The 24,028-nt window shown below is 65.4% G+C and carries 23 protein-coding genes and 1 tRNA gene; 11 read left to right on the forward strand and 13 right to left on the reverse strand.

All coding sequences use genetic code 11. The features are described from left to right. The first annotated feature begins 43 nt into the window (after window positions 1-43). Together QQS14_RS11180 and QQS14_RS11185 are read left to right on the forward strand one after the other, a co-directional pair. A tRNA-Phe gene (locus QQS14_RS11180) sits at window positions 44-119 on the forward strand. 164 nt (window positions 120-283) lie between these two features. Beyond that, entirely contained in the window at window positions 284-703 is a 420-nt protein-coding gene (locus tag QQS14_RS11185; protein ID WP_285907080.1) for a bacteriohemerythrin, read from the forward strand. Window positions 704-763: 60 nt separating this feature from the next. Here the strand turns inward: QQS14_RS11185 and QQS14_RS11190 are convergent, their stop codons facing one another. The 5 genes from QQS14_RS11190 to QQS14_RS11210 form a co-directional block, all read right to left on the reverse strand. Further along, window positions 764-1,849: a glycosyltransferase gene (locus QQS14_RS11190; protein WP_285907081.1), complete on the reverse strand. Its 1,086-nt coding sequence runs from the start codon at window positions 1,847-1,849 to the stop codon at window positions 764-766. Between the two features lie 246 nt (window positions 1,850-2,095). Then, on the reverse strand, window positions 2,096-3,433 hold the full coding sequence (locus QQS14_RS11195) for a deoxyribodipyrimidine photo-lyase (RefSeq protein ID WP_285907082.1): 1,338 nt from the start codon (window positions 3,431-3,433) through the stop codon (window positions 2,096-2,098). 40 nt (window positions 3,434-3,473) lie between these two features. Then, window positions 3,474-3,863 (reverse strand): DUF2784 domain-containing protein, encoded by a 390-nt coding sequence (locus QQS14_RS11200; protein ID WP_285907083.1) that lies wholly within the window; start codon window positions 3,861-3,863, stop codon window positions 3,474-3,476. An 88-nt stretch (window positions 3,864-3,951) separates the two neighbouring features. Then, window positions 3,952-4,440 (reverse strand): hypothetical protein, encoded by a 489-nt coding sequence (locus QQS14_RS11205; protein ID WP_285907084.1) that lies wholly within the window; start codon window positions 4,438-4,440, stop codon window positions 3,952-3,954. Between the two features lie 341 nt (window positions 4,441-4,781). Then, a complete protein-coding gene (locus QQS14_RS11210; protein WP_285907085.1) occupies window positions 4,782-5,984 on the reverse strand; it encodes a KAP family P-loop NTPase fold protein in 1,203 nt (400 codons plus the stop codon). A gap of 157 nt (window positions 5,985-6,141) precedes the next feature. Between QQS14_RS11210 and QQS14_RS11215 the strand changes: the two genes are divergently transcribed. Then, the gene (locus tag QQS14_RS11215) at window positions 6,142-7,539 is read left to right on the forward strand and encodes a class II fumarate hydratase (protein ID WP_285907086.1); all 1,398 of its coding nucleotides are present in this window, start codon (window positions 6,142-6,144) and stop codon (window positions 7,537-7,539) included. A gap of 165 nt (window positions 7,540-7,704) precedes the next feature. Here the strand turns inward: QQS14_RS11215 and QQS14_RS11220 are convergent, their stop codons facing one another. Further along, on the reverse strand, window positions 7,705-8,595 hold the full coding sequence (locus QQS14_RS11220) for a LysR family transcriptional regulator ArgP (RefSeq protein ID WP_285907087.1): 891 nt from the start codon (window positions 8,593-8,595) through the stop codon (window positions 7,705-7,707). A 96-nt stretch (window positions 8,596-8,691) separates the two neighbouring features. Between QQS14_RS11220 and QQS14_RS11225 the strand changes: the two genes are divergently transcribed. The 5 genes from QQS14_RS11225 (at window position 8,692) to QQS14_RS11245 (ending at window position 11,958) form a co-directional block, all read left to right on the forward strand. Further along, a complete protein-coding gene (locus QQS14_RS11225; RefSeq protein ID WP_285907088.1) occupies window positions 8,692-9,300 on the forward strand; it encodes a LysE/ArgO family amino acid transporter in 609 nt (202 codons plus the stop codon). A 156-nt stretch (window positions 9,301-9,456) separates the two neighbouring features. Beyond that, the gene (locus tag QQS14_RS11230; RefSeq protein ID WP_285907089.1) at window positions 9,457-9,930 is read left to right on the forward strand and encodes a cereblon family protein; all 474 of its coding nucleotides are present in this window, start codon (window positions 9,457-9,459) and stop codon (window positions 9,928-9,930) included. 136 nt (window positions 9,931-10,066) lie between these two features. Further along, complete coding sequence (locus QQS14_RS11235; RefSeq protein ID WP_285907090.1) at window positions 10,067-10,519, forward strand: hypothetical protein; 453 nt, start codon at window positions 10,067-10,069, stop codon at window positions 10,517-10,519. Between the two features lie 140 nt (window positions 10,520-10,659). Further along, window positions 10,660-10,884, forward strand: a complete 225-nt coding sequence (locus QQS14_RS11240; protein WP_285907091.1) for a hypothetical protein — start codon at window positions 10,660-10,662, stop codon at window positions 10,882-10,884. Window positions 10,885-10,953: 69 nt separating this feature from the next. Then, the gene (locus QQS14_RS11245; RefSeq protein ID WP_285907092.1) at window positions 10,954-11,958 is read left to right on the forward strand and encodes a bile acid:sodium symporter; all 1,005 of its coding nucleotides are present in this window, start codon (window positions 10,954-10,956) and stop codon (window positions 11,956-11,958) included. Between the two features lie 117 nt (window positions 11,959-12,075). Here the strand turns inward: QQS14_RS11245 and QQS14_RS11250 are convergent, their stop codons facing one another. The 5 genes from QQS14_RS11250 to ilvN form a co-directional block, all read right to left on the reverse strand. Beyond that, window positions 12,076-13,296 carry an HDOD domain-containing protein gene (locus QQS14_RS11250; RefSeq protein WP_285907093.1) on the reverse strand — a complete coding sequence of 407 codons (1,221 nt, stop codon included), beginning with the start codon at window positions 13,294-13,296 and terminating at the stop codon, window positions 12,076-12,078. A gap of 28 nt (window positions 13,297-13,324) precedes the next feature. Further along, on the reverse strand, window positions 13,325-14,203 hold the full coding sequence (locus QQS14_RS11255) for a CheR family methyltransferase (protein WP_285907094.1): 879 nt from the start codon (window positions 14,201-14,203) through the stop codon (window positions 13,325-13,327). A gap of 207 nt (window positions 14,204-14,410) precedes the next feature. Continuing rightward, window positions 14,411-15,502, reverse strand: coding sequence for a butyrate kinase (gene buk / locus QQS14_RS11260; RefSeq protein ID WP_285907095.1), 1,092 nt, complete (start codon window positions 15,500-15,502; stop codon window positions 14,411-14,413). Window positions 15,503-15,560: 58 nt separating this feature from the next. Further along, on the reverse strand, window positions 15,561-16,430 hold the full coding sequence (locus QQS14_RS11265) for a phosphate acyltransferase (RefSeq protein WP_425607924.1): 870 nt from the start codon (window positions 16,428-16,430) through the stop codon (window positions 15,561-15,563). 93 nt (window positions 16,431-16,523) lie between these two features. After that, window positions 16,524-17,003, reverse strand: a complete 480-nt coding sequence (gene ilvN, locus QQS14_RS11270) for an acetolactate synthase small subunit (protein ID WP_285907097.1) — start codon at window positions 17,001-17,003, stop codon at window positions 16,524-16,526. Window positions 17,004-17,173: 170 nt separating this feature from the next. On the opposite strand from ilvN, the gene QQS14_RS11275 reads away from it, so the two are divergent. Both QQS14_RS11275 and QQS14_RS11280 read left to right on the forward strand, forming a co-directional pair. Next, window positions 17,174-18,598, forward strand: coding sequence for an SLC13 family permease (locus QQS14_RS11275; RefSeq protein ID WP_285907098.1), 1,425 nt, complete (start codon window positions 17,174-17,176; stop codon window positions 18,596-18,598). Between the two features lie 9 nt (window positions 18,599-18,607). Further along, window positions 18,608-19,534 (forward strand): universal stress protein, encoded by a 927-nt coding sequence (locus QQS14_RS11280; protein WP_285907099.1) that lies wholly within the window; start codon window positions 18,608-18,610, stop codon window positions 19,532-19,534. Window positions 19,535-19,558: 24 nt separating this feature from the next. On the opposite strand, the gene murI is transcribed toward QQS14_RS11280, so the two are convergent. Then, window positions 19,559-20,398: a glutamate racemase gene (gene murI, locus QQS14_RS11285; protein WP_285907100.1), complete on the reverse strand. Its 840-nt coding sequence runs from the start codon at window positions 20,396-20,398 to the stop codon at window positions 19,559-19,561. Between the two features lie 328 nt (window positions 20,399-20,726). Between murI and hcp the strand changes: the two genes are divergently transcribed. Next, a complete protein-coding gene (gene hcp / locus QQS14_RS11290) occupies window positions 20,727-22,334 on the forward strand; it encodes a hydroxylamine reductase (RefSeq protein ID WP_285907101.1) in 1,608 nt (535 codons plus the stop codon). 136 nt (window positions 22,335-22,470) lie between these two features. Here the strand turns inward: hcp and QQS14_RS11295 are convergent, their stop codons facing one another. Continuing rightward, window positions 22,471-23,910, reverse strand: coding sequence for a SagB/ThcOx family dehydrogenase (locus QQS14_RS11295; RefSeq protein WP_285907102.1), 1,440 nt, complete (start codon window positions 23,908-23,910; stop codon window positions 22,471-22,473). Window positions 23,911-24,028 lie beyond the last annotated feature (118 nt).

Here is a 24,028-nt window from a genome sequence, read left to right on the forward strand (position 1 = left end):
CCAACCCCGGCCCATTTGGGTAAATCCCACTTCTCGACCGCGTGCTCGGGTAGCTCAGTCGGTAGAGCAGGGGACTGAAAATCCCCGTGTCGGCAGTTCAATTCTGTCCCCGAGCACCATCGTGCGAATCAAGCCCCTGCAACCTCTTTGCAGGGGCTTTTCTTTGCCGCCTTATAAACTCCCCCCCCAACCTTGCCCTGGTCGCCCGATTCGGGCTATCGTCGAAGCGGGAGAGCAGAGGCCGGGCAGCCCGGGAACGGCTTTGCGACAAGGGGGGCACGACATGACCACGGATCAGATTCTCTGGAACGACGAGAACTCGGTGGGTGTTGCGTCCATCGACGAGCAGCACAAGCAGCTGGTGGCCATCACCAACAACCTGTTTCAGGCCATCGTCAGGGATGCGGGCGTTGAGGTCATCTTCGGGATACTCGACGAAATGGCCCGATACGCCGACCTTCACTTCGCCCACGAGGAAGCCCTGCTCACGGAGTACGGCTTCCCGACGGACATGCTGGAGCGCCACATAGGCGAGCACAGGGATTTGACTGGCAAAGTACACGACTTCATCCGCAGAGCCCGCCAGAACAACGACCTCATCGACCTTGAGGTGTACGATTTTCTGCGCGACTGGATGACCGACCACCTCCAGCGCACCGACCGGACCTACGCCGATTTCCTCTGTGCGCGCGGCGCGCGGTGAGGCTGCGCCCAGTAACGCTGCGAAAGGGAGTGCGGCGCACGGTGACGCGGCGCGGCCGTGTCAGCGAATCAGCGGCGCGAGCTTCTCAAAGGCGACTTCGAGGGTGAACCCCTCGCGGATGTGCTGTTTGCCGCGCTCGCCCATGTCGCGGCGCAGGGCCGGGTCCACGATCATGGCTTCGAGCTTGTCAGCGAAGTCCGCCACATCGCCGGGCCGGGCCAGAAGGCCGGTCTGCCCGTCGCGGATCAGCTCGGGATTGGAGCTGAGGTCAAAGGCCACCACGGGCTTGCCCCGGGCCATGGACTCGGCGATGACATAGCCAAACCCCTCCCACAGGGCGGGATGCGCCAGGAAATCTATGGAGTTGTAGAAAGACTCCATGGACTCCACAAATCCGAGAAAGCGCACCCGCTCGCCCAGGCCCAGCTGATCGGCATGGGCCAGCAGCGAATCCATCAACTCGCCCTCGCCAGCCACCAGGAGCGTGACGTTGTGGCCGCGCTCCCCGAGCAGATGCACGGCCTCCAGCAGCAGGTGCTGCCCCTTCTGCTCGGTGAGCCGACCAGCGTGGCCGATAACCGCGTCCTCGCCGCGACCCGCATACAGGGGGGCTGCGTGGCGGTCGATCAGCTGCTCGCGGTCCAGTCCGTTGGGAATCACGGTGACGCGCTCCGGGGGAATCAGGTCCGGGTTGTCGCGCAGCGCCAGCCGCCGGGTCTCCTGCGAATTGCAGATGAAGTGCGTCAGCACCGAACGGAAAAGGAGCCGGTTGAGCCCCGTATCGTGAACCGGCAGGGCGATGCCGCGACGATAGATGATGGACTCGACGCCCGCCAGCCGCGCGGCAATGCCGCCGACCTTGGCATCGGTCGGCAGCGAGAGAATGACCGTGCTGATCCGGTTTTTCTTGAAATACCGAACAAACGACGCCAGGGTGAACGGGTTGAGAAAGCTCAGGTTCGCTATCGTGCAGCGGTGCGGGCGGATGGTGTCGTGCTTTTCCAGCCTGTCGGCCAGGGCGCTGTGGGTGTTGGTCACCACATGCACCTCGTACCCGGCCCGGCGCGCCATCAGGGCTGTATCGCGCACCCACCGCTCGCCGCCGCCCCATGACTGGCTCGTGTTGAAAAAGCACACTCTCTTCATCTGGTTCCCTGGTTGCGATTGCGGCAGCCCGGCCATCCTGCCGTGAGGCCGGGTGTAGCACAAGGGGAAACCCCGGGCAATTCCCCGCCGAACAGCCGCCTGCCCCGGCATCCCATCATTAAAAAAGTCAATACAAGCAGGCTGTTCTGCGGATTCGTGAACTTTTTGAATAAGCTTTCTGTGCGGCTCGAAGACTCGCCTATAGTCGCTTAACGTCCGCAGATCGCCGTTTTTCAACAGCCTGCCCTAGCCGCCCCAGCGCTCGATGTATTGGTCCACGGCGAACTTGCGGCGGCAACCGCGCTCGTTCATGTAGCGGATGGAGCCAAAGACCGGGCGGGTCTGCCAGGGGCGGTCGTGGAGCCCGGCCAGGGACCAGAGCACGCCCACATGGCCGTTGGGGTCGCGGCCGTCCAGCTGATGGCGGTCGTTCAGGGCCAGGGCCGTGGCGTGGGCCGCCTCTGGCGTGGGCGACCATTCGAGTATCTTCTTGGCCCAGTACATGCGCATGTACCCGTGCATGAACCCGGTGCGACGCATCTCGTTCTGGGCCGCATTCCACAGCCGCGAGTGGGTCCGCGCCTGCTCGAACTCCTCCTGCGAATACACATATGGGCGCGGATCGGCCCGGTGCTCGTCCAGGGTCCTGAGCGCCCAGGCCGGTGCCCCGGCCAGGGTGTCGTGATGCGCGTTGTGCAGGCAGAAGTTGTCCGAAAGCTCGCGCCGCACCACCAGTTCCTCCAGAAACGCGGCTTGCCCCTCGCCCCTGCCCGAGGCCGCCGCAGCCAGGGCCGCCCGCTGGGGCGCAAGCTGGCCGAAATGAAAATAGGCCGAGAGCCAGGAGGTGGCCCCCGCGTTGGGGTCGTTGCGGCGCTCGGCATACACTTCCAGCCGGTCGCTCACGAAGCGGTCCAGCGCCTCGCGGGCTGCGTCCTCGCCCGGCGCGAGGGCCACCGGTCCCACGGCAGGGTCCACAGCCAGCCCGGCGCGAAGTGCATCCCAATCCGTGGGCGGCAGGCTTGGAACGGCCGCCGCCTGCGGCTCAATGGCTGGAAACTCTTCCAGATATTCGCCAAAGAGGCGGTGGATTTTCGGCCTGATGGTCCGGGCCGCGTATTCCTGCTTTTGCGACACCTGCCGGGCCGGGACCACATTGTGTCCGTCCACCTCGATCAGGGCCACGGGCAACGCCTCGGCCACGGCCCGCTGCCAGCCCTGCTTGACGCGCATGGGGTCGAAGTCCGTGACCACGCAGCCAGCGCCAAGTTCATCGGCCAACCGGGGAATCTCGGCCGACGGGTCGCCCAGACGCAGGGCCAGGGGGATGCCAAGCGCGGCCAGATCGATCTCCACCCGGGCCAGGCCGGAGAGCATGAAGTCATAATGGCGCAGGGTCGCGCCCGGGTAGGCCGGGACCAGACAGAAGCAGACCACCAGGGGATGGGCGCGTCCGGCCAGTTCGCGGGCATGGAGCAGCCCCCAGTTGTCGCGCACGCGCTGCTCGCGGCTCATCCAGTAGAGGACAGGGCCGGGAGCCAGGGGTGCGGCGTTGAGCCGATGGGTGCGGGCGAGGTTGACCAGCACGGCGTCTCCTGCGGGTTTTTCGGGTGATTCCGAGCCGGGGTCAGCCCTTGCGCCAGCGCACGGGCACCAGCCAGACCGAGAGAACCATGAGCCCGAAGAAAGCCGCATAGATGGCGGTGAAGACCTCGGGCGGGGCGTCGAAATAGAAGAAGCGGTCGGCCCAGTGGCTGAGGAAGGATTCGGCGTATTGCCCCTGCCCGGCCGCAGCCCGCAGCTGGTTTTCCCAGACTGTCAGCGGGCATGCCTGCCCCAGCAGGGCCTCGGCCACCACGATGCCCATGGCCGCCAGATGCGAGCCCCGAAACCAGCGGTTGCCCACAAAGCGCCACCGGGCCAGGGCACCGACCCAGACCACGGCCAGCCCGAGCACGTTGTAAGCCGCAAAAAGCACATGCACGGCCAGGATCAGATCAGCCAGGAGCGGGGTCATGGCCCTGCCTCCTTGGCCCGATGGGTCCGGGCGCGGACAGGGTCGGCGTTGATCAGCATGGTTCTCACGGCGCTTTCTGCGAGGCTTGTCACGCCGTCTGGCAGGCGGTTTTCCCGATGCGCCAGATTTCGAGATTCATGCGCGCCAGCAGGCTCGCGGCCACGAGCATGAAGAGTCCGCCCACGCCAAAGAGCACGTGCTCGATGCCAAAGGTGTTGATGACCGTGTCCGGCACCTTGACCAGCTCCACGGTCACCTCCATGAACAGGCCGAGCAGCAGGGCGGCCATGCCGTAGATGTGGCATTCGCGGTCGATCATGGCCTCGGACTCCGGGCATCCCTCCTTGTACGCGCCAAAGGCGTTCATGAGGGTGGCGCGCTCCTCCAGGGCCACGCCCCAGGCCACGAGCACGATGCCCACCGCGTCAAGGATATCGCCGATCTCGTCCGCGTTGTGGATGGTATCGCGCAGCAGCTCCCACGACTCCACGGCCACAATGGCGATGAAGGCCACGATGGCGAAATTGACCACCAGCAGCCCCCGACGGGAAATGATGTACCTGAGCAGGCGCTTCATGGCGCGTAACCCCTTGCGATGTTAACTGTGAATGATGCCGGTTGACGATCACGGGCCGGGCCTTTCCCGGACCGTCCGCTACCGATAGCCCCAACCGGGGGCCGGGACAACTGGAAATGCGGGGTTCTGCAGCTACTCTATTCCCGGCGTCGGAACAAGGGACTCAGACAGATTAAGGAATCTGACAACGTCATCGTGAAGGTAAGTCTTATTATTATTAGAGTAATGAATGGAAAACTCTTTGGCAGCGCTGTATTCCATTGAGGCCTTGGGCTCGTGCACTGTTATATCGCCTTTCAAGCCACGCCTTGCTTCAACATGTAGCCTGGCGCTAATGCATGCTATAATAAATTCAATATTAATATTTTGTGCATAGTGATTATCATTAATGACGGAAATTGCTTTTTATCATCTCCTTTTGCAAGCGTATTGAACGCATCCTGGCTTATTTCGCAAAGGCATATATAGTGAGCGAACACTTTTGCGCGAGTTGTACCGTGGTCTGCAAGCGATTTTATTCCTCGCAGCATTATAGATCCTCTCAGAAACGACTTTTCAATTGCTCGTAGAGTCCAATCTTTAGTGATCATGATAAATTCATTTTCAAACTCTACACAGGCGTCTAGGTCTCTTTTGTTCTTAAAAATTGGATATTCACTCACTCCGTAATATTCTGATAGTTGTCTGACAAACGCTTCGTTTGACGGCTTCGGAATCCTGTATTCCAGATCAATGAATCGGCGCAGATACCCGTCCGCGTCTATGCCGTCCCCGTATGCCGCCCTGACCGAGTGGCCGAGTTGTTCACGGTCCAGGGACAGAATGAATATGACGCCATCCACATCAAAGAGGTGTTTGACCGCTTCGAGCAGTTCCACAGCATAGGTCGGCTTGCACCGGTCCAGCTCATCCACAAAAAAGAACAGGGGCTTGTCGCCAAAGCTCTTCACAACCTTGGTCAGTTCAGCCTTGAATTTGTTGACCAACTCTTTGGTGGCGTCATGCTTTTCCATCACGTCCGAGGCATACGCCTCCAGAGAGCCGCTCAATGCTTCGCTCAAACCCTTGCCAAAATCTTCGCCCAGTAGCTTCTCGACATCCACCGAAACACCCAACAACCCCTTGGTGCCTAAAGAGATCAAACGCGGAAAAAGCTTTTTCCCCACTTTCTTGAGTTCATTCAGGGCGACGGTACGCGTTTTCTTGCCTTTCCCCTGAACCATGCGTAGCTGGGAGTGCATCTCTGCTATGAACGTCAGAAAGGGGTTTTCGGCGAAATCGTGCTCCCAGGCATTGAACAACACGCATGGGCAGCCCTTGCTTTCCAAATAAGCCTTCCACATCCGCACAAAGGTCGTCTTGCCCGTTCCCCACGGGGAACTCACGGTCATGACGAAATTGCCCTGCGTGGTCAGCAGAAGGTCGGAAACAGCGCGAATGTGCGGCCCCCGGTCAAGAAGATCATTCTCGAACCAGCCAGTCTTGTTGCCTTCATCAAGAAGTTCCTCTTTTGAGAATTGAAGCTCCCGATTGCGTCTGATCATCTATCCCTCCCGGTGGCGGCTCATTTCGTATATGCATATCGCGTCAACGCAGAAACGGCCAGCACAGTGTATTCAGCCCCAATGATTGACACCAGCCGCCCCATGACCCAGAAGGGAGCATGGACCTTTTTCCGACCCGCAAGCCAGGGAGGCGGCCGTGAGCGACACCCGTATCGAAACCGACAGCCTGGGGCCGGTGGCGGTCCCGGCAGACCGGCTCTGGGGAGCGCAGACCCAGCGCGCCCTGACCCTCTTCGCCATTGGCCGCGAGCCCATGCCCATGGAGATGATCGAGGCCTTTGCCGTGATCAAGAAGGCGTGCGCCCGGGCCAACGAGGCGGCCGGGCGGCTCGACGCGCACCGGGCCGGGATGATCGCCCGGGTCTGCGATGAACTGCTGGCGGGCGAACACGCGGCCATGTTTCCGCTGCCGGTCTGGATCTCGGGCAGCGGCACCCAGTACAACATGAACGTCAACGAGGTCATCGCCAACCGCTGCGCCCAGCTGGCAGGCAGGCCGCTGGGCTCGGGCGATCCGGTCCACCCCAACGACCACGTCAACATGAGCCAGTCCACCAACGATGTGTTTCCCTCGGCCATGCACGTGGCCGCAGCCCTGGCCGTGACCCGCTCCCTGCTGCCCGCAGTCCGGCGCATGACCGGGGTTCTGGCGGACAAGGCGCACCGCTGGGCCGGGGTGGTCAAGCTCGGGCGCACCCATATGCAGGACGCCACGCCCCTGACTCTGGGCCAGGAGTTCTCGGGCTACGCGGCCATGATCGGGGACGGCATCGGCCGGGTGGAGGCAGCCCTTGCGGGCGTGCTGCGCCTGCCCCTGGGCGGCACGGCCGTGGGCACGGGCATCAACGCGTATCCCGGCTTTGACGCGGCGGCCACGGCTGGTGTGGCCGGGTTGACCGGGCTGGCCTTTGCGCCCGCTCCAAACAAGTTCGCGGCCCAGGGCAGCCACGACGATCTGGTCCACCTCTCGGCCGCCCTCAAGACCCTGGCCGCGTCGCTGCACAAGATCGCCTGCGACATCCGGCTGCTGGGCAGCGGCCCGCGCGCCGGGCTGGGCGAGCTGATCCTCCCGGCCAACGAGCCCGGCTCATCCATCATGCCGGGCAAGGTCAACCCCACCCAGTGCGAGGCCATGGTCATGGCCTGCATCCAGGTCATGGTCAACGACACGGCCGTGACCCTGGGCGGCGCAGCCGGAAGCCTGGAAATGAACGCCTGCAAGCCCCTGATGATCCACAACGTCATGACCTCCATCCGGCTGCTGGCCGACGCCATGGGAAGCTCTTGCACCCACCTGCTCGACGGCCTGGAGCCCGACCGCGAGCGCATCGCCGCGCACCTTGAGCGCTCCCTGATGCTGGTCACGGCCTTAAGCCCGGCCATCGGCTACGAAAAGGCGGCCCGCATCGCCCGCCACGCCCACACCGAGGGGATCACCCTGCGCGAGGCCGCCCTTCAGCTGGGCCTTGTGGACGCAGCCGAGTTCGACAGGCTGACGGACCCGGCCAACATGATCGGCCCCCGGGACGACTAGCCCCGCGTGATCGCAAAGCGCCACAAGGGGTGCCCGAACAGACTGATCGTAGGCTATATTTGTAGACAACGCACTGCCACAATTCACTTTTCAAGACAATGCGGGCCGTGATCACCTGGGCACGGCCCGCTGGAATCCGTTCCACGGATTTCTGCGCTCCCCGGCTCACTCGTCTTGAGCCAGCAACCGGCGCGCCCCGGCTGTCAGGGCCTTGGTGAAGCGGCCCAGGATGCCGGTGTCAAGATTCCAGCAGTGCCAGTGAAGACGCACGGTGTGGACGTGGACGGGCAGCAGGTCCACCAGTTGGCCGTGAACTGCTGACTCACCCGCCTGCTCCTCCGGCAGCATGCCGCAGACCCGGCCCGAGGCGATGGCCGAGGCGAACCGCTCGGACGAGGGCAGATAAAATGGCGTGTAGCCGGACGGCTCGCTCCCCAGGGCCCGAGCCAGCAGGGTGGCGTGCATCACGTCCGTGCGGTTGAAGATGAGCATTGGCGCGCGCTGCACGGCCTCAAGGGTCACGCCCGAGGGAAACCAGCGCGCACGATAGGCCGGGGTGGCGTAGAGCCGGTAGCGCATGACCCCCAGCGGGTGGACCGCGCACCCCTGCATGGGGGTCGCCCGGTCGCTGACACAGCCCGCCACCTCGCCGTCGCGCAGCAGGGCGTGGGTCCGGGCCTGATCATCCACCCTGATGTCCAGCAGCAGCGGCTCGCGGTCAAGGAACTCGTCCACGGCCGGAAAAAACCAGGTGGCCAGACTGTCCGCATTGATGCCCACGGCCAGGGTGGCCATGCCGCGCTCATGGCCCAGGCCGGCCCACAGGTCGTCCTCCAGATGGCGCACCCTCCGGTGCAGGGCCAGCACCTCGCGCCCGGCCGCAGTGAACCTCGGCGGCGCAGAGCGCACCAGGAGCACCCGTCCGACCGCCTCCTCCAGCAGCTTCACGCGCTGGGACACGGCCGACTGGGTCAACCCCAGGACCCGGCCCGCCCTCTCGAACCCGCCCTCGGCCACTACGGCGGTCAGGGCCTCCACCAACTTGTAGTCCAGCATGGGCTGCCATTAACAAAAATCATGCATCATGAAAACAATGAGTTTCCATTGTCGTCCACCCTCGCATACACCACCCGCCACGGAGGGCATGCAGGCATGACACCATTCATTCAGGGATTCGCCATGGGCGGCGGGCTGATAGTCGCCATCGGGGCACAGAACGCCTTTGTGCTCACCCAGGCGGTGCGGCGCAACCACATCCTGGCCGTGGTCCTGGTCTGCATTCTCTGCGACGGCCTGCTCATCGGGCTGGGCGTGTCGGGCTTCGGGGCCATGGTGGCGGCCAGCCCGGTGCTGGGCGCGGCAGCCACCTGGGGCGGGGCCGCCTTTCTGGGGTGGTACGGCCTTGGCGCGCTGCGCTCGGCCATCCGGGGCGGCACGCTGGCCACGGACCAATGCGCGCCGCCGGACCTGCGGCGCACCCTGCTCCTGACCCTGGCCGTGACCCTGCTCAACCCCCATGTCTATCTCGACACCGTGGTCCTCATGGGCTCCCTCTCGGGCCGCTTCGAGGGCACTGGCCGATATGCCTTCGGCTTGGGCGCGGTCACGGCCTCCACTGTCTGGTTCGCGCTCCTGGGCGCGGGCGGCCGGATGCTCGCCCCGCTCTTTCGCCGCCCGGCCACATGGCGCGTCCTCGACACCGTGGTCTGCCTGACCATGTGGACCATCGCCGCCGCCCTGGTCCGCTCGGCCCTGGCATGAACAGTCGGCTATATGTCAAGAATCCTGCCTATGCATAGCTGGCTGTTTACCTAACAACATGCCGGATTCATTCGACTGATTCAAAGCCCGCCATGCTTCTTGCCCCTGCTGTGGCCGCCCCTTCATTTTCCCGCCCGGCTGGCGTATGTTCGCCACATGCAGACACCGGAACACCTGATCACCCCATGCCGCCACGGCCGGATACCCTCGGTCCTGCTCAAGGACGCGCCAGGAGGCACGGATCAGGATGACGTTGCCCTGGCCGCGCCCGACAAGGGCCCGGATACCACGGCCCATTCGGACCCGGCCCGGCCCGTGCTGGTCTGCCGCGCCTGCCGCATCGTGATCACGGCCCGGGAGCTGGCAGTGGCCATGGGCGGCGCGCACCGCCATGTGTTCTTCAACCCCCACGGCCATGTCTTCGAGGTGGGCTGCTTTGCCTCGGCCCGTAACATCCTGCCCACCGGCCCGCGCACGGCCGAGTTCTCCTGGTTTCCCGGATACGCGTGGCAGGCCGTGGCCTGCGCCGGATGCGCCGCCATGCTCGGCTGGCGCTTCACGGGCCATGGCCACGCCTTCTTCGGCCTGATCCTGCCCGCCCTGGTGGAAGCGGACGGGCCGCGACCCTGATCCGAAAAAGTAATATCCTGCTCGGTCGGAAAGAGGATTTTCCCTGCCCGAACAGTTGCGCTGCCCCGCGAAAATGGGCTAGCCTTGAGGACAACAGGCCAAGCAGACGACCAACCGCAACGTGAAAGCAGGTGACATGTCCACGCACAAACTCCGCGCCATATACAAACAACTTGCTGACAAAATTGACGACTCAAATGAAAAGGCCCTGTTCGAGATCAAGGAGCTGAAGGAAGACCTCAACGAACTGCAACGGCATCTCTCTGGCCGCAAGAAGACCACCGACGTCCAGCCGGACGATATCTTGCGCTCTGCCTACGAAATCTCGCAGCGCATGCGCGACATGCGCGAACGGCGCAGCATCCTGGCCGAAATGGAGTGCGTGGCCGCCGAGACCGAGGCCCTGGAATATCTCGAATCCCGGGGGGCCAAGCTCTTGGCCCGGCCAGCGGGCTGGCACTTCCAGACCTCGGCCGAGCGGTTCCTGCTCCACGAGGCCGACCCGGTGGAGGCCGCCGCCGAGCTGCGCAAGCTCCTGGCCGCTGGCAAGCGCCTCAAGCGACCGGCCAAAAAGAAGAAAACCGCCTGACCCCCCTCGGCCCGCGCCTGGGGCATCCGCGCTGACCGGGCTGCCGTTGCCCGGCTCCCTGCCTTTTTCACCCAAGCGTCGTCCCGCCTTCGTCAAACCGTCACCCGCGGCTGGTCTCCTGAAACCAAAGGAGGCCCGTCATGTGCAACGCCATCCCCCTGGCCGGGCTGCTCACGCTCCTGGCAGCCGGGCTGACCCTGCTGCGCCTTGCCCGGCCCGGTTCGCCCAATGCCGACCTGGTGACCGAGGCCCTGCTGACCCTTGAAGACGACCCAAGGCCGCACAAATCCGCCGCCCACGGCCCGGCCGGACAGGAAGGTCGAAGGGCGATGCGCTCGACCACGCCCCACGCACTGGCCCCATAGGGCAAAATGGTGTACTGATTCCCGGAGCGTCTCCGGCCCCCTGTCAGCCACCCTCTGCCCCAGGCCGCCATGACTTACCGCATCCTTGCCGCCCTTGGGCATCTCGTGAGCAGGAACCTGCTGCTCGTCGGCATCCTCGGCGCCATATGGCTGAGCATGCACCATCCCGTGCCCGAGACGGTCCTGAGCCGCTTTGACGTCAATGCCCCGCTGGTGGCCCTGATCTTCATCATCCAGGGGCTGCACATGTCCTTTGAGGGGTGCGGCAGGCTGCGCGACTACGCCACCCTGATCGGGGCCGGGGCGGTGGTTTCGGTGGTCTGCTATCCGCTGCTGGCGGCCGGGCTGTCAGCCCTCTTTGACCTGGACACGGATTTCCACATCGGCTTCATCCTGCTGGCCAGCCTGCCCACCTCGCTGGAGGCGGCCATGGCCATGGCTGCCAGCGCCGGGGGCGACCCCCTCACGGCCGTGATCCTGCTGGTCAGCCTCAATCTGCTCGGGCTGGTGACCATCCCGGCCAACATCGCCCTGTGGGTGGGCGGCGAGGCCCAGGTGGGCGAAATGGCCGTGCTGGCCAACCTGCTCTTCTATCTCTTCATTCCGGCCGCCGTGGGCCAGGGGTTGCGCCGCGCCTTTCCCACCCTGCCGGAGCGCACGGCCGCCTTTGCCCATCGCGTGCCAATGGTCTGCATCATCATCCTGGTCTACACCTCCTGCTCCAGCGAATCCGCCCTGTTCCACTCCCTGCGTCTGGCCGATCTGGCGCACATCGCCCTGCCCTGCGTCCTGCTCCATGTGATCATGGTCGGCGCGGCCCACCTCGTGGGCAGAAAGTGGCTGCGCCTTGAGCGCGCCCCGGCCCGTTCCTTCCTGTTCATCACCGCCGAGAAGCCCATGTCCCTGTCCGTGGCCCTGTGGAGCATGACCTACGCCGCCCACCATCCCCTGGCCATCTTCCCCATCCTGGTCTTCTACGTCTGCCAGGTGGTCTTTGACAGCGTCCTGGTCAGCGGCATGATCCGCCGCGACCTGCGCGAGCAGGACGACACGGAAAGCGCGCGCGGGAGATGACCCGCTCCATTGCGGATATTGCGGACATTGCGGGTGGTTGTGGTCCACAAAGGAAAACACCCGCCCAGGTCCGGGCGAGTGTGCAAAGAAACCATGGAATGACGGCTGGTTGTCGCCCTAAAAAAACGCTTCCATGATGGTGTCGATCTGCTCGCAGTACTGGCCTGCGGCCGAGTTCAGCACGGCCTCGGCGTCGAGCCCGAGCAGCTCCCAGGCGCGTTCGTCAACGCCCGGCACCACATACATGCCGCCCCGGGCGATCTCCACCGCGTTGGTCAGGCAGTCGGCCACATGGATGACGGCCGACTCCTGGGGGTTGGGGTAGTCCATGGGGTCGTGGTGGTAATTGATCATGGCCGAAAGCTCTTCCGGGAACTTCCAGGCCTCGAGCAGCGGGCGGCTGATGTCGGTGTGGGTGAAGTCCATGACCGCGCGCTCGGCCTCCACCAGGGGGATGGAGTTCTCGCGGGCAAAAAGCATGGCCTCGGTGGAGGCGTAGGGCAGTTTCTTGAACATGATCAGCCGCCCCACGTCGTGGAGCAGCCCGGCGGTGAAACAGCGCTCGGGCGAAAGCCCGATCTGTGTTCCGGCCAGAATCTTGGCAAAGATGCCGCAGGTGATGGAGTGGCGCCAGAAGGTGCGCATGTCCACCAGTTCCGGCGGGATGTCCCTGAAATAATTGATGGCCGAGATGCCAAGGGCCAGGATGGAAAGCTCCTTGGCCCCCACCAGGGCCACGGCCCGGCTGATGGAATCCAGGGGCTGGGGCAGGCCGTAGAGGGGGCTGTTGACCAGCTTGATGAGCTTGGCCGACAGGCTCATGTCCGTGCCCACCACCTTGGCGATGCGCTCGGCCGAGGCGCTCTCGTCCTCCAGCACCTGCCTGATGCGGAAATAGATGTCCGGGAAGCTCGCCAGCTCGGTCTCGTGCTTGACGATGGTCTCGGGTGTGCCCAGCCCGCGCAGGAAGAGATCGTGCATGTGTTCCACGTTGGAGGCGCGGCGGGTGTTGGCGTCCGGGAGTTCCCATCCCCTGGACACGGCCTCGGCCGTCATCTCCAGCGCCATGCGGAACATGGCGATGATGGGCGGCGAATCGGGGTTGGCGTAGAGGAAGAAATCGCGGACATACTCCTCGATCTGGCGCAGCTTCTCCGGTCCCAGGGTCTGCGGCCCGGGCTCCACCTCGGCCCCGGTCACGCCCACGCGGCGCAGGAGCTCCACATGGCGCTCCTCCAGCTGGGTGCCGCCCCGAAAGAGCAGCCTGCCGTCTTCGGACTTCAGGTCGCAGGCCAGGACCATGCCTGCGGTCAGTTGGTCAAGGGGTGTGATAGCCAAGTCTTCCTCCGATACGGGCAGGCCGGGCCTAGCCTTCCTTCAAGTACGCGATGGTTCCGGGGTGGTACACGGGCTTGAACGACGACGAGACCTTGTGCAGCGTCTCGGAGTGGCCAAGCATCAGATACCCGCCGGGCAGGAGGTTGTCATAGAACGCGCTGACCACCTTCCGCTTCATGGCGTCGTCAAAATAAATTACCACATTGCGGCAGAAAACGATATGCGAGCGCGGCACCCGCTTCAGGGCCAGGGGGTCGTTGAGATTCATTTCCTGAAAGGTGACGAACCGGGACACCTCGGGCTTGATCTTCCAGCCGCCGGGGTCCGGGGTGAAATAGCGCTGGCGGATATCGTCGGGCGTGGTCTTGAAGGCGTAGTCGCCGTACACGCCCTCTCTGGCCCGCTCGATCATGGCCCGCGACAGGTCCACGGCGGTGATACCGATGCGCCAGCGTGGCAGTTCGGCGCGCAGTGTCTCGTGCAGGAGGATGGACAGGGTGTAGGGCTCCTCGCCCGACGAGCAGCCTGCGGACCAGATATTCAACTCCAGCCGCCCGGCCTTGCGCTGGCGGTCCAGGGTCTCCTTGAGCACCTTGTCCTGAAACGCCTCCAACTGCTTGCCGTCGCGGCAGAAGCTCGTCTCGTTGGTGGTCACCAGCTCGAAGAGCCTGGCCAGTTCCTCGCTCTTGTGGCTGTCGAACTTGAGATACTTGATGTAGTCGGCAAATCCGGGCAGGCCCAGCTCGGACAACCGCTTGGAAAAGCGGCTCTCGAAAAGATACTTGCGCTTGATGTCCACATAGATGCCGCACTTCTCGTAGATGAAGTCGCGCAGCTGCACGAACTCGGCATCGGTGATGCCGACGCTCTTGCGCAGTGTTATGGCGTTGGAAAAAAGCGATCCCATTCTCTCACTGTCCTTGCTGCCCAAAGTGGGGTCGTCCCATCCGGACAACCTTGGGGGAACCTAGGAAACACCACCGGGCGTGGCTATTATTTTCACGCGCCAACGCCATGTGAACCACGAGGCGGGGATTGGGGGCAGTCATTTTCGGTAGCAGGCCACGCAGGCCCGGTCAACGGATAAAGTCAAAGGGTTTCCGGCCCATGGCCGTCACCGCCGGGCCGGGGCATAGTGCTTGACCGGCTCCTCGCCGCGCAGCGCGCGGGTCACGCCCCGGGCCAGGGCCGCCATCTCCTCGTCGCCGACCACCACTTCCACCGGCCCGAGATATCCCACCATCCGCCTTATTTCATTCACAAAAAGGTTGCTACGGGCCAGCCCGCCCGTGAGCACCACCGCGGCCACGGCCACCCGCCCCTCCCCATCGGCCAGCACCGGGGCCAGGGAGCCGATGTGCCGCGCCACGCCATAGGCCAGGGCGTGGAACAGCCGGGCCGCCGCCTCGTCCCCCCGGGCCATGCGCCCGAGGACCTCGCGCAGATCATTGGTGCCCAGATGGGCGAAGAGTCCGCCCTCGCGCTGCACCATGCGCTTCATCTCCCCCGGGGTGCGCTCGCCGCCCTCGATCAGATCCAGCACCGGCACCAGGGGCAGCCCGCCCGTGCGCTCGGGCGAGAACGGCCCCTCGCCGTCCAGGGCGTTGACCACCTCCACCACCCGGCCGCGCCGGTGCGCGCCGATGGAGATGCCCCCGCCCATGTGGCAGACGATGAAGTCCGCCTGCGCATAGTCCACCCCGCGCCGGGCCGCTGCCGTGCGGGCCACGCCGCGCTGGCTCAGGGCGTGGAACAGGCTGCGGCGGCGGATGCCGGGCAGGCCGGTGATCCGGGCCACGTCATCCAGCTCGTCCGTGACCACCGGGTCCACGATGTACGCGCCCACCCCGGCCCGGTCCGCCAGCTCCCGGGCCAGGGGCGCGCCCAGGTTGCAGGCATGCTCCCCGTGCGGGGCTGATTTCAATTCGTCCAGCATTTCCGCAGACACTTCGTAAACACCCCCCTCCATGGGGCGCAGCAGCCCGCCGCGCCCGGCCACGCCGTGGAGGCTGGCCGGGTCCAGGTTCCACTGCCCGAGCACACCGTCCATGGCAGCCAGCCGGTAGGCGAACTGGTCGGCGATGTGCGTGAACCGCGCGATCTCCCCCTTGGGGTGATGCAGTTCGCTGGTGAGCACGGCCCGGTCGTCCTCATACAGGGCAAGCCGGGTGGAGGTGGAGCCGGGATTGATGACGAACACGCGCATGGCGTCTCCTGGCGGGCTGTCGGGCGGGGCTGACAGCCCGTTGTGATTGATGGGCCGCCTAGCCGCAGCCGCGCGTGGCCAGCAGGGCCGCCAGGGCGATGGAGTGGAACTTGCTCGCGTTGGAGTCGCCGCGGGAAGGGACCACCACCGGCACCCGGCTGCCCACCACCACCGCGGCCATGACCCGGCCGCTGAACACGGACAAACACTTGTAGAGGATGTTGCCCGCCTCGATGTCGGGCGTGACCAGGATGTCCGCGCACCCGGCCACCGGGCTCTCAAAGCGCTTGCAGGCCGCGATCTCGCCGGACACGGCCAGGTCCAGGGACAGGGGCCCGGCCACCACCGCGTCGCCAAACTCGCCCCTGGCCGCCATCTTGGTCAGGATGTCGCCGTCCAGGGTGGAGGGCATGGCCGGGTAGTTGACCTTTTCGGTGGCCGCCAGGATGGCCGCGCGGGGTGCGGTCATGCCCAGGCAGCGGGCCACGTCCAAGGCGTTTCTCAGGATGTCCGCCTTGCGTTGCAGGGTGGGGCTGATGTTCACGCCCGGGTCGGTCATGAGCATGAGCCGCCCGTCAAGGGGCGACTCGAAGACCGCTACATGGCTGATGATGCGCGAGGGGTGCGGCACGCCGGTCTGCTTGTCGAGCACTGCCTTGAGCAGGGTGGCTGTCGGCACCAGCCCCTTCATGATCAGCTGGGCCTCGCCGTCGCGGAAGAGGCGCACCGCCTCGGCCACGGCCCCCTGGTCGTCGGCCATCTCGATGGAGTGAAACCGGGAGATGTCCAGCCCACGCTCGTCGGCGATGCGCCGGGTGGCGTCCATGTCACCGATGAGGATGGGCTCGGCAATGCCGCGCTCAAAGGCCTCGATGCCCGCCCTGATCACGAACCCCTCGGCCGAGCGGGCGATGGCCACCTTGGGCATGGGGGTGCCCGGCTCACGGGCCAGGGCCGCGCGCACCAGCCCGTCGAGGCTGGTCACGGGTTCGTGGCGCGGGGTGGCGCAGGCGGCCACGGGCTACTCGTCCCCGCGCTTGAGGGCGATCATGCCCGAGCGGCACATGGACTTGATGCCATACGGCTTGAGCATGTGGATGAGTCCCTCCACCCGCTCCTGGTCACCGGCCATCTCCACGGTGATGGTCTCCCGGCCCATGCCCACCACGCTGGCCCGGAAGACCTCGAAGACCTGCATCAGCTGGGCAGTGCGGGTCGGGTCCATGTCCACCTTGACCAGCACCAGCTCGCGGTCCACGAAATCCTTGCGAGAGAGGTCGTCCACCTGGATGATGGTGTCCAGGGCCTCCAGGTGGCGGGTGATGGCGTCGATGGCCTCGTCGTCCCCCTCGATGCAGGCCACGATGCGGGAGACCTCGGGATTTTCGGTTTCACCGGCGGCCAGGGAGAGGATGTTGGCCGCGTACCGGCCGAATTCGGCGGCCATCCTGGCCAGCACGCCGGGCTCGTTGCGGGCCAGGGCGGATATGGTGCGCTTCACGGGCGCCTCCTCGACTTCGGGCTGAAGGTTGCGATCGGCGTGGGCACGCCGATCATCCAAAAATACCCCAACCGGGCAGAAATGAAAAGCCGTCCACCGGGACAGACGGCCCCCAAAAATCACCGACAGGGCTGGCGACAGACCGGAAACTGGTGTATGCTTCCCCCATCGTGATACACTATCTACGCGAAAAACGGTGGTTTCTCATCACCCTGGTCATCCAGGCCGTCATGCTCATCGCCCCCGTGCCCGAGGGCATCTCCCCCGAAGGCTGGCGGGTGCTGATCATGACCGCCGGGGCCACCATCCTTTTTGTCACCGAGCCCATCCCCCTGCCTGCCGTGGCCCTGCTCATCATCCTGGGCCAGGTCTTCCTGCTCGGGCTGGACTCGTCCCTGGTGGCCAGCTCGCTGATGAAGGACTCGGTCCTGTTCATCATGGGCTCGCTGATGCTGGCCGTGGCCCTGGTCAAGCAGAAGCTGGACAAGCGGCTGGCCCTGCTCATCGTCAGTATTACAGGATCGAACACATACAACATCGCGTTCGGTATTTCAGTCTTCTCGGGCCTGCTCGCCTCCTTCATCGGCGAGCACACGGTGGCGGCCATGATGCTGCCCGTGGCCCTGTCTCTGCTCCAACTGGCCACGGACGACGACAACAAGCGGCGCGCCCTGGCCGTGCTCCTGCTCTTCTCCATCTCCTACGCCTGCGCCATGGCCGGCATCGGCACCCCCTCGGGCGGTGCGCGCAACGCCATCATGATCGACTACCTGCGCGACTTCTTCTACTCTGCCGACGACCCGGCCACCAGCCAGTTCCGGGTCAGCTATTTCAAGTGGATGGTCTACGCCTATCCGGTCTTCCTGATCCAGCTGCCCCTGATGCACCTGATCCTGCGCCGCACCTTCAAAACCGAGATAACCGACCTCGGCCCGGCCGTGGAAAAGCTCAAGGCCCAGGTGGGCGGCGAGGGCGGCCTGACCGGCCAGCATTATCTGGCCATTGCCCTGTTCGTGCTCACCCTGATCGGCTGGGTGGGGTTCTCGTCCAAGGTGGGCATGGGCACCATCGCCATCCTCGGGGCCACCCTCTTCCTGGTCACCGGGCTGGTCCGCTGGCAGGACATCAATACCGGCGTGAACTGGGGCGTGGTCCTGCTCTATGCGGCGGCCATCTCCCTTGGCGTGCAGATGCGCGATACCGGGGCTGCGGCCTGGGTGGCCGGGCTGTTCATGGACGGGCTGGCTCCCCTGGGCATGGACCGGGGCATCGGGCTCCTGGCCGCCATCATGCTCCTGACCACCCTGCTGACCAACACCATGAGCAACGGCGCGGCCGTGGCCGTGCTCGGCCCCATCGTCCTCTCCATCGCCATGGCCACGGGCAGCAACCCCCTGGCCGTGGGCATGATCACGGCCATGTCCAGCGCCTTTGCCTATTTCACGGTCATCGGCACCCCGGCCTCCACCATTGTCCATTCCTCGGGCTATCTGCGCCCGTCGGACTTCATGAAGGTGGGCTGGCGCATGGCCCTGATGTCCTTTGCGGTCATGCTGCTGGCGTCGAAACTGTACTGGCCCCTGGTCGGGCTGTAAGGAGATGAAATGACCCACCAAGAGCCCATGAAGATACTCATCGGCATCGGCGGCGGGCCCGAGGCTTTTACCGGCCTGAAATTCGCGGCCCGCATGAGCGGCAAGGACTGCGCCAGCATCGAGCTGCTCTATGTCCGCGCCCAGGACAGCGGCCTGACCTCGGGGGGCATGGAGGTGCGCGTGGCCCGCGAGAACATCCTTGAGTGGGGCCTTGAACTGCCGGGCATGACCGCCCTGCGCAAGGCCAGCGACATCCTGCGCGACCTGGGCGAGATCAAGGGCGAATCCGAATGGCGGCATGCGCAGACCGGCGGCGACCCGGCGGGCGAGTATGTGCAGGAATACCGGGGCTCCTGCGGCGGCACGGTGACGCTGAAGCTGCGCACCAGCCCGGACGTGACCACGGCCGTGGTGGACGAGGCCGAGCGGTTCAATGCGGACCTGGTCATCGTGGGCGGCTCGCCGGAGCCGGTGGAAGGGCTGCGCCGCTATCTGACGCCCCGGTCCCTGGCCCTGACCGTGGCCGCCCACTGCAAGCGCTCGGTCATCGTGGCCCGCCACCTGGAGCCGGGCCACGGGCATCTGGTCTGCGTGCAGGAGACCGAGCGCTCGCGAGGCATGCTCGAGCGGGCGGTACGCTACGCCCAGGCGTGCGACTGCCCCACCACTTTGCTCTCGGTGGCCCCGGACACGGCCGGGCTCGAGAGCGCACGGCGGGCCGTGGACGAGGCGGACGCCTTTTTCCGAAATCACGGGGTCACGCCCCTTGAACTGCTGGTGGAGACGGGCGATCCGGCGGAGATCATCACCGAGATCGGCTACGATTTTTCCCTGATCGTCATGGCCGAGTCGGCCAAGCCGTGGTTTGCCAAGACCTTCAGCGTGGCCCACGAGGTGGCCGCCCGGGCCAGGAATTCGGTGCTCATCGTCAAGTAGCCCCTGATGGGGCCATCCTGTCCGCTACAGATCCACCAGCTCCACCTGCCCCCCGGCGATGGGTGTGCCCAGGAAGCGCGTGCCAGTGCGCGCGAACCGGGCCGCGTCGTCCGTGGTCAGGTAGGCGGTGTCGCCGCAGCCGGTGCCGGGCCTGTTCAGATAGAGGCGGGCCAGCTCGGCGTACACGGTCTCGGCCGTGGTGGCAGCAGAATCCACGATGATTACGGACGGGTCCAGCACCGAGCGGATGGCCGGGGCCAGCAGGGGGAAGTGGGTACAGCCCAAAACAAGGGTATCGGGCACCACCGGGCTCTCGGTGCCCGAGGCGGGCCGGAAGAGCGGATGCAGGTATCTGGCGGCCACGCCCTCGGCCACCGGGCCTTCTGTCCATCCCTCCTCGGCCAGGGCCACGAAGAGCTGGCAGGGATGGCCCACGATGCGCGCCTCCGGGGCGATGGCGTGGATGGCACGCTGGTATGCCCCGCCCGCGATGGTGGACTCGGTGGCGATGACGCCGATGGTCTGGTTGCGGGTGGCCCGGCAGGCGGCCTGGGCCCCCGGCTCCACCACCCCGATGACCGGAATGCCCGGATACGCCTCCCGCAGGGGCCCGATGGCCACGGCCGAGACCGTGTTGCAGGCCACCACCAGCAGCTTGATTTCCCGTCGCACCAGCTCGGCCGCGCACTGCACGGCGTAGCGGGTCACGGTCTGGGGCGACTTGGTGCCGTAGGGCAGCCGGGCGGTATCGCCCAGATAGACCACATCCTCGCAGGGCATGCGCTGGCGCAGGGCGCGCAGCACGGTCAGCCCACCCACCCCGGAATCAAACATGCCTATGGGCAGTCTTGCCGCATTGTCCATCAATTCTGGCTCCTTGCCGGACCATCAGGTCGCGCGCCCGGCAAATCCAACACATTTTCCAGAAAAAGTCTAAAGAGATTTGCGGAAGTCTGGACAATCCCCTCGCCGCAGACCCGCCGCGCAAGCCAGGGCACGGGCAAACACATCGAGTTCCGGGCCGGTTTCTTGTGTGGGAAAGCGGTTGCCATACGAAACCCCGGGGGATCGGACTTTCTCGGGGAGGATGATATTTTTTCGCCGTTTTTGACTCAAGTCATACTTTTGTGATCAGATTGCCGGTACTCCTCGACTCATCGTTTGAGACAACCAGCAACCAAGGAGAGCAGACATGTTTTGTTACCAGTGCGAACAGACCGCCAAAGGCGGCTGCACCAAGGCCGGAGTCTGTGGCAAGACCGACAGCACCGCCACCCTGCAGGATCTCCTGCTGCACCTGACCAAGGGCCTTTCCCAGGTGGCCATCGCCGCCCGCAAGGCAGGCGTGACCGACCCCAAGGTCAACCGCTTTGTGGCCGAGGCGGTCTTCTCCACCCTGACCAACGTCAATTTCGACGACGATCGCTTTGTCAAACTCATCGAAAAATGCGTGGCCCTGCGCGAGGGTCTCAAGGCCCGAGTGCCCGGTGTGACCTTTGACGGTCCGGCCGCTATCCAGCCCGCCGCTGACCTGGACAGCCTCGTGGCCCAGGGCAAGCAGTACGGCGTCGAGAACGACCCGGAAACCAACGAGGACCTCAAGTCCCTCAAGCACACCCTGACCTACGGCCTCAAGGGCGTGGCCGCCTACGCCGACCACGCGGCCATTCTCGGCCATGAGGACGAGAAGCTCCACGCCTCCCTGCAAGAGCTGCTGGTGGCCACCCTGTCCACGGACCTGACCCTGGCCCAGTGCGTGGAGGCCGCCCTGGAATGCGGACGCATCAACATCCGCGCCATGGAGCTGCTCGACGCGGCCAACACCTCCACCTATGGCCACCCCGAGCCCACCGAGGTCAAGCTCGGTGCCACCAAGGGCAAGGCCATCCTGGTTTCGGGCCATGATCTCAAGGATCTTGCCACCCTGCTCAGGCAGACCGAGGGCACGGGCATCAACGTCTACACCCACGGCGAGATGCTGCCCTGCACCGCCTACCCGGAACTGAAGAAGTACACGCACCTGGCCGGTCACTACGGCACCGCCTGGCAGAACCAGAAAAAGGAATTCGCCGAGTTCCCGGGCGCCATCCTGATGACCACCAACTGCATCCAGAAACCCATTACCTATCTGGATTCCATCTTCACCACCGGTCTGGTGGGCTGGCCCGGCGCGGTCCACGTGCCCAACGGCGACTTCACCCCGGTCATCGAGAAGGCCCTGTCCATGGAAGGGTTCCCGGCCGACACGGACAAGGGCACGGTGATGACCGGCTTTGCCCGCAACGCAGTCATGGCCGTGGCCGGTACGGTCATCGACGCGGTCAAGTCCGGCGACATCCGCCATTTCTTCCTGGTGGGCGGCTGCGACGGCGCCAAGCCCGGCCGCAACTACTACACCGAGTTCGTGGAAAAGGCCCCCAAGGACACCGTGATCCTGACCCTGGCCTGCGGCAAGTTCCGCTTCTTCGACAAGAAGCTGGGCGACATCGGCGGCATCCCGCGCCTGCTCGACGTGGGCCAATGCAACGACGCCTACTCCGCCGTGCAGATCGCCCTGGCCCTGGCCAAGGCCTTTGACTGCGGCGTCAACGACCTGCCCCTGTCCCTGGTCCTCTCCTGGTACGAGCAGAAGGCCGTGGCCATCCTCCTTTCGCTCCTGGCCCTGGGCATCAAGGACATCCGGCTCGGTCCCACCCTGCCCGCCTTCATCACCCCCAACGTGCTCAACTACCTGGTGGAGAACTACAACATCGCGCCCATCACCACGCCTGACGAAGACCTCAAGGCCATCCTCGGCTAGGCGCGCACCGGCTTCTTCCGGTCACACTCTGACCGCCCGGAACGGCTTCCCGCCTTTCGGGCGGTCTCATTTTTCGGCAACGATCAGCAGTGGCCAAAATTGACGGTGCCTTTTGGAATATCTGGTTTTTTGGCGTTCATGGATTGCGAACGCAACCGACCGCAACGAGATAGAGCAGGGCATGCCCCTGAGGTAGGTCGAGCAGGGTGGCCGCCTCCTGGTCGAAGAAGGCGCCGATGCCGCACGCGCCCAGCCGCTTGGCCGTGGCCCCGAGGCAGGCCATCTGGCCCAGGCGGCCCGCATCGAGGTGGATATGGCGGTAGGCGCGCGGACCGCAGCGGGCCAGCAGCCCGTCCAGGTCGGCGGTGAAGGTCAGGTGCAGGGACGCGCTTTCGAGCCATCCCTGGTCGAGGCAGACGCGCGCGGCCCGAGCCAGGAACAGGCCGGGCGCGGTCAGGGACAGGGCCGGAGGCGTCTGGTGCAGATGGTGGCGGCCCGGGGTCAGGCCGCTGTCGGGTCCTGCCAGCAGGCGGGTGGTTGTCGCCCCGGAGCAATCCGGCCCCGGGCTGCGGCAGAGCAGGCCGAGGATGTCGGTCAGGTCGCGGGCGGGCACGGGCCTGGGCAAGAAGTCGCGCCTGGAGCGGCGGGCCATGATGGTGGTTGCGGCAGAGGCCGGGACCACCGGGGCAGGCAGGGGGGTGAACTCCCGGTCAGGCCCGGCAGCCATGGGCAGGGGGCAGCGGGCAAAGCTGGCCGTGGCCTGGTGGGCGTCGAGCAGCTCCGGCGGCGCGTCGGGCCGGGGCGCGCACCGGCTGAAGCCGGGCAGGCCGTCCAGGGTGGCCCGGGGCGGGGCGGCCCAGGTCGTGGCCCTGTCGCAGCCCAAGGCGTGGACCATGGCCAGGCATCCTTCCAGGTCCGGGTCCACCCCGAGCATGGCATTGGCCGCCGCGTCGTCAAAATCGTAGTCCAGGCGTCCGTCCAGCCCGTGCATGGCCGTGGCCAGCAGCAGGTTCTGGGCCATGTGCCCGGCGTCGAGGAGGCAATAGCGGTAGGCTCGCGGCCCGTACTTCCACGCGCTACGGAAAAATATCGAGGTCAGGAGAAACCGGGCCATGGGTCCGCCCCCGCCCTCACCTCTTGGTCCGGCAAGGGCGGAACCGGCCCGCAACTGGCCCAGGCTGTGGGTCAGCGGGGAGTAGTGGTACACTCCGTCATCCAATCCGATGACATTTTGTACCACAAGATACAGCTCCGTGGGATAGAGCGCCCCGGCCGAGGGCACGGTGCGCAGGTGAAAGACCCGGCCGCTCGGCAGGGTGCGCGCCTGGCTGATGCCAGCGGCCAGCCCACAGCAGGCCAGAAGCAGGGCGGGCAGGTCCGCCTGCCCGGACCGGGGCGCGTTTTGCGCGGCGCGATCCAGGGGCACGTCCGGCGGCTCGGCCTCGACCACCCGGGCCACGGGCCCATCCGGATAGCGCTTGAAGGGCGCGGGCCGGTTCTCCTGAAAGGGAACCCGCCCGGTGATGTGGCCGCGCCTGTGCGAGGTGAGCGCGTGATAGTCCGCTATGGATGCCATGGTCGCCCTGCCGGTTGCGTGAGAGATGCCCCACCCTAGCACACCGGGCCGGGTTGGCAAGTGCCTGGTGGGGGGTGCCTCCGGCGGCCGGGGGAAGGGGAGGAAAAACCCTTTAAAA

The organism is Pseudodesulfovibrio pelocollis, assembly GCF_030282845.1.
In the GTDB taxonomy this organism is placed as follows: domain Bacteria; phylum Desulfobacterota; class Desulfovibrionia; order Desulfovibrionales; family Desulfovibrionaceae; genus Pseudodesulfovibrio; species Pseudodesulfovibrio pelocollis.

What these genes read in the sequence shown, in the direction of transcription:
- murI (WP_285907100.1), bottom strand. Translation starts at nt 20,398, where the DNA reads ATGGACAATGCGGCAAGACTGCCCATAGGCATGTTTGATTCCGGGGTG.
- QQS14_RS11200 (WP_285907083.1), bottom strand. Translation starts at nt 3,863, where the DNA reads ATGACCCCGCTCCTGGCTGATCTGATCCTGGCCGTGCATGTGCTTTTT.
- QQS14_RS11225 (WP_285907088.1), top strand. Translation starts at nt 8,692, where the DNA reads ATGACACCATTCATTCAGGGATTCGCCATGGGCGGCGGGCTGATAGTC.
- QQS14_RS11245 (WP_285907092.1), top strand. Translation starts at nt 10,954, where the DNA reads ATGACTTACCGCATCCTTGCCGCCCTTGGGCATCTCGTGAGCAGGAAC.
- QQS14_RS11185 (WP_285907080.1), top strand. Translation starts at nt 284, where the DNA reads ATGACCACGGATCAGATTCTCTGGAACGACGAGAACTCGGTGGGTGTT.
- QQS14_RS11265 (WP_425607924.1), bottom strand. Translation starts at nt 16,430, where the DNA reads ATGCCCAAGGTGGCCATCGCCCGCTCGGCCGAGGGGTTCGTGATCAGG.
- QQS14_RS11255 (WP_285907094.1), bottom strand. Translation starts at nt 14,203, where the DNA reads ATGGGATCGCTTTTTTCCAACGCCATAACACTGCGCAAGAGCGTCGGC.
- QQS14_RS11295 (WP_285907102.1), bottom strand. Translation starts at nt 23,910, where the DNA reads ATGGCATCCATAGCGGACTATCACGCGCTCACCTCGCACAGGCGCGGC.
- hcp (WP_285907101.1), top strand. Translation starts at nt 20,727, where the DNA reads ATGTTTTGTTACCAGTGCGAACAGACCGCCAAAGGCGGCTGCACCAAG.
- QQS14_RS11205 (WP_285907084.1), bottom strand. Translation starts at nt 4,440, where the DNA reads ATGAAGCGCCTGCTCAGGTACATCATTTCCCGTCGGGGGCTGCTGGTG.
- QQS14_RS11280 (WP_285907099.1), top strand. Translation starts at nt 18,608, where the DNA reads ATGACCCACCAAGAGCCCATGAAGATACTCATCGGCATCGGCGGCGGG.
- QQS14_RS11230 (WP_285907089.1), top strand. Translation starts at nt 9,457, where the DNA reads ATGCAGACACCGGAACACCTGATCACCCCATGCCGCCACGGCCGGATA.
- QQS14_RS11210 (WP_285907085.1), bottom strand. Translation starts at nt 5,984, where the DNA reads ATGATCAGACGCAATCGGGAGCTTCAATTCTCAAAAGAGGAACTTCTT.
- QQS14_RS11190 (WP_285907081.1), bottom strand. Translation starts at nt 1,849, where the DNA reads ATGAAGAGAGTGTGCTTTTTCAACACGAGCCAGTCATGGGGCGGCGGC.
- buk (WP_285907095.1), bottom strand. Translation starts at nt 15,502, where the DNA reads ATGCGCGTGTTCGTCATCAATCCCGGCTCCACCTCCACCCGGCTTGCC.
- QQS14_RS11240 (WP_285907091.1), top strand. Translation starts at nt 10,660, where the DNA reads ATGTGCAACGCCATCCCCCTGGCCGGGCTGCTCACGCTCCTGGCAGCC.
- QQS14_RS11235 (WP_285907090.1), top strand. Translation starts at nt 10,067, where the DNA reads ATGTCCACGCACAAACTCCGCGCCATATACAAACAACTTGCTGACAAA.
- QQS14_RS11220 (WP_285907087.1), bottom strand. Translation starts at nt 8,595, where the DNA reads ATGCTGGACTACAAGTTGGTGGAGGCCCTGACCGCCGTAGTGGCCGAG.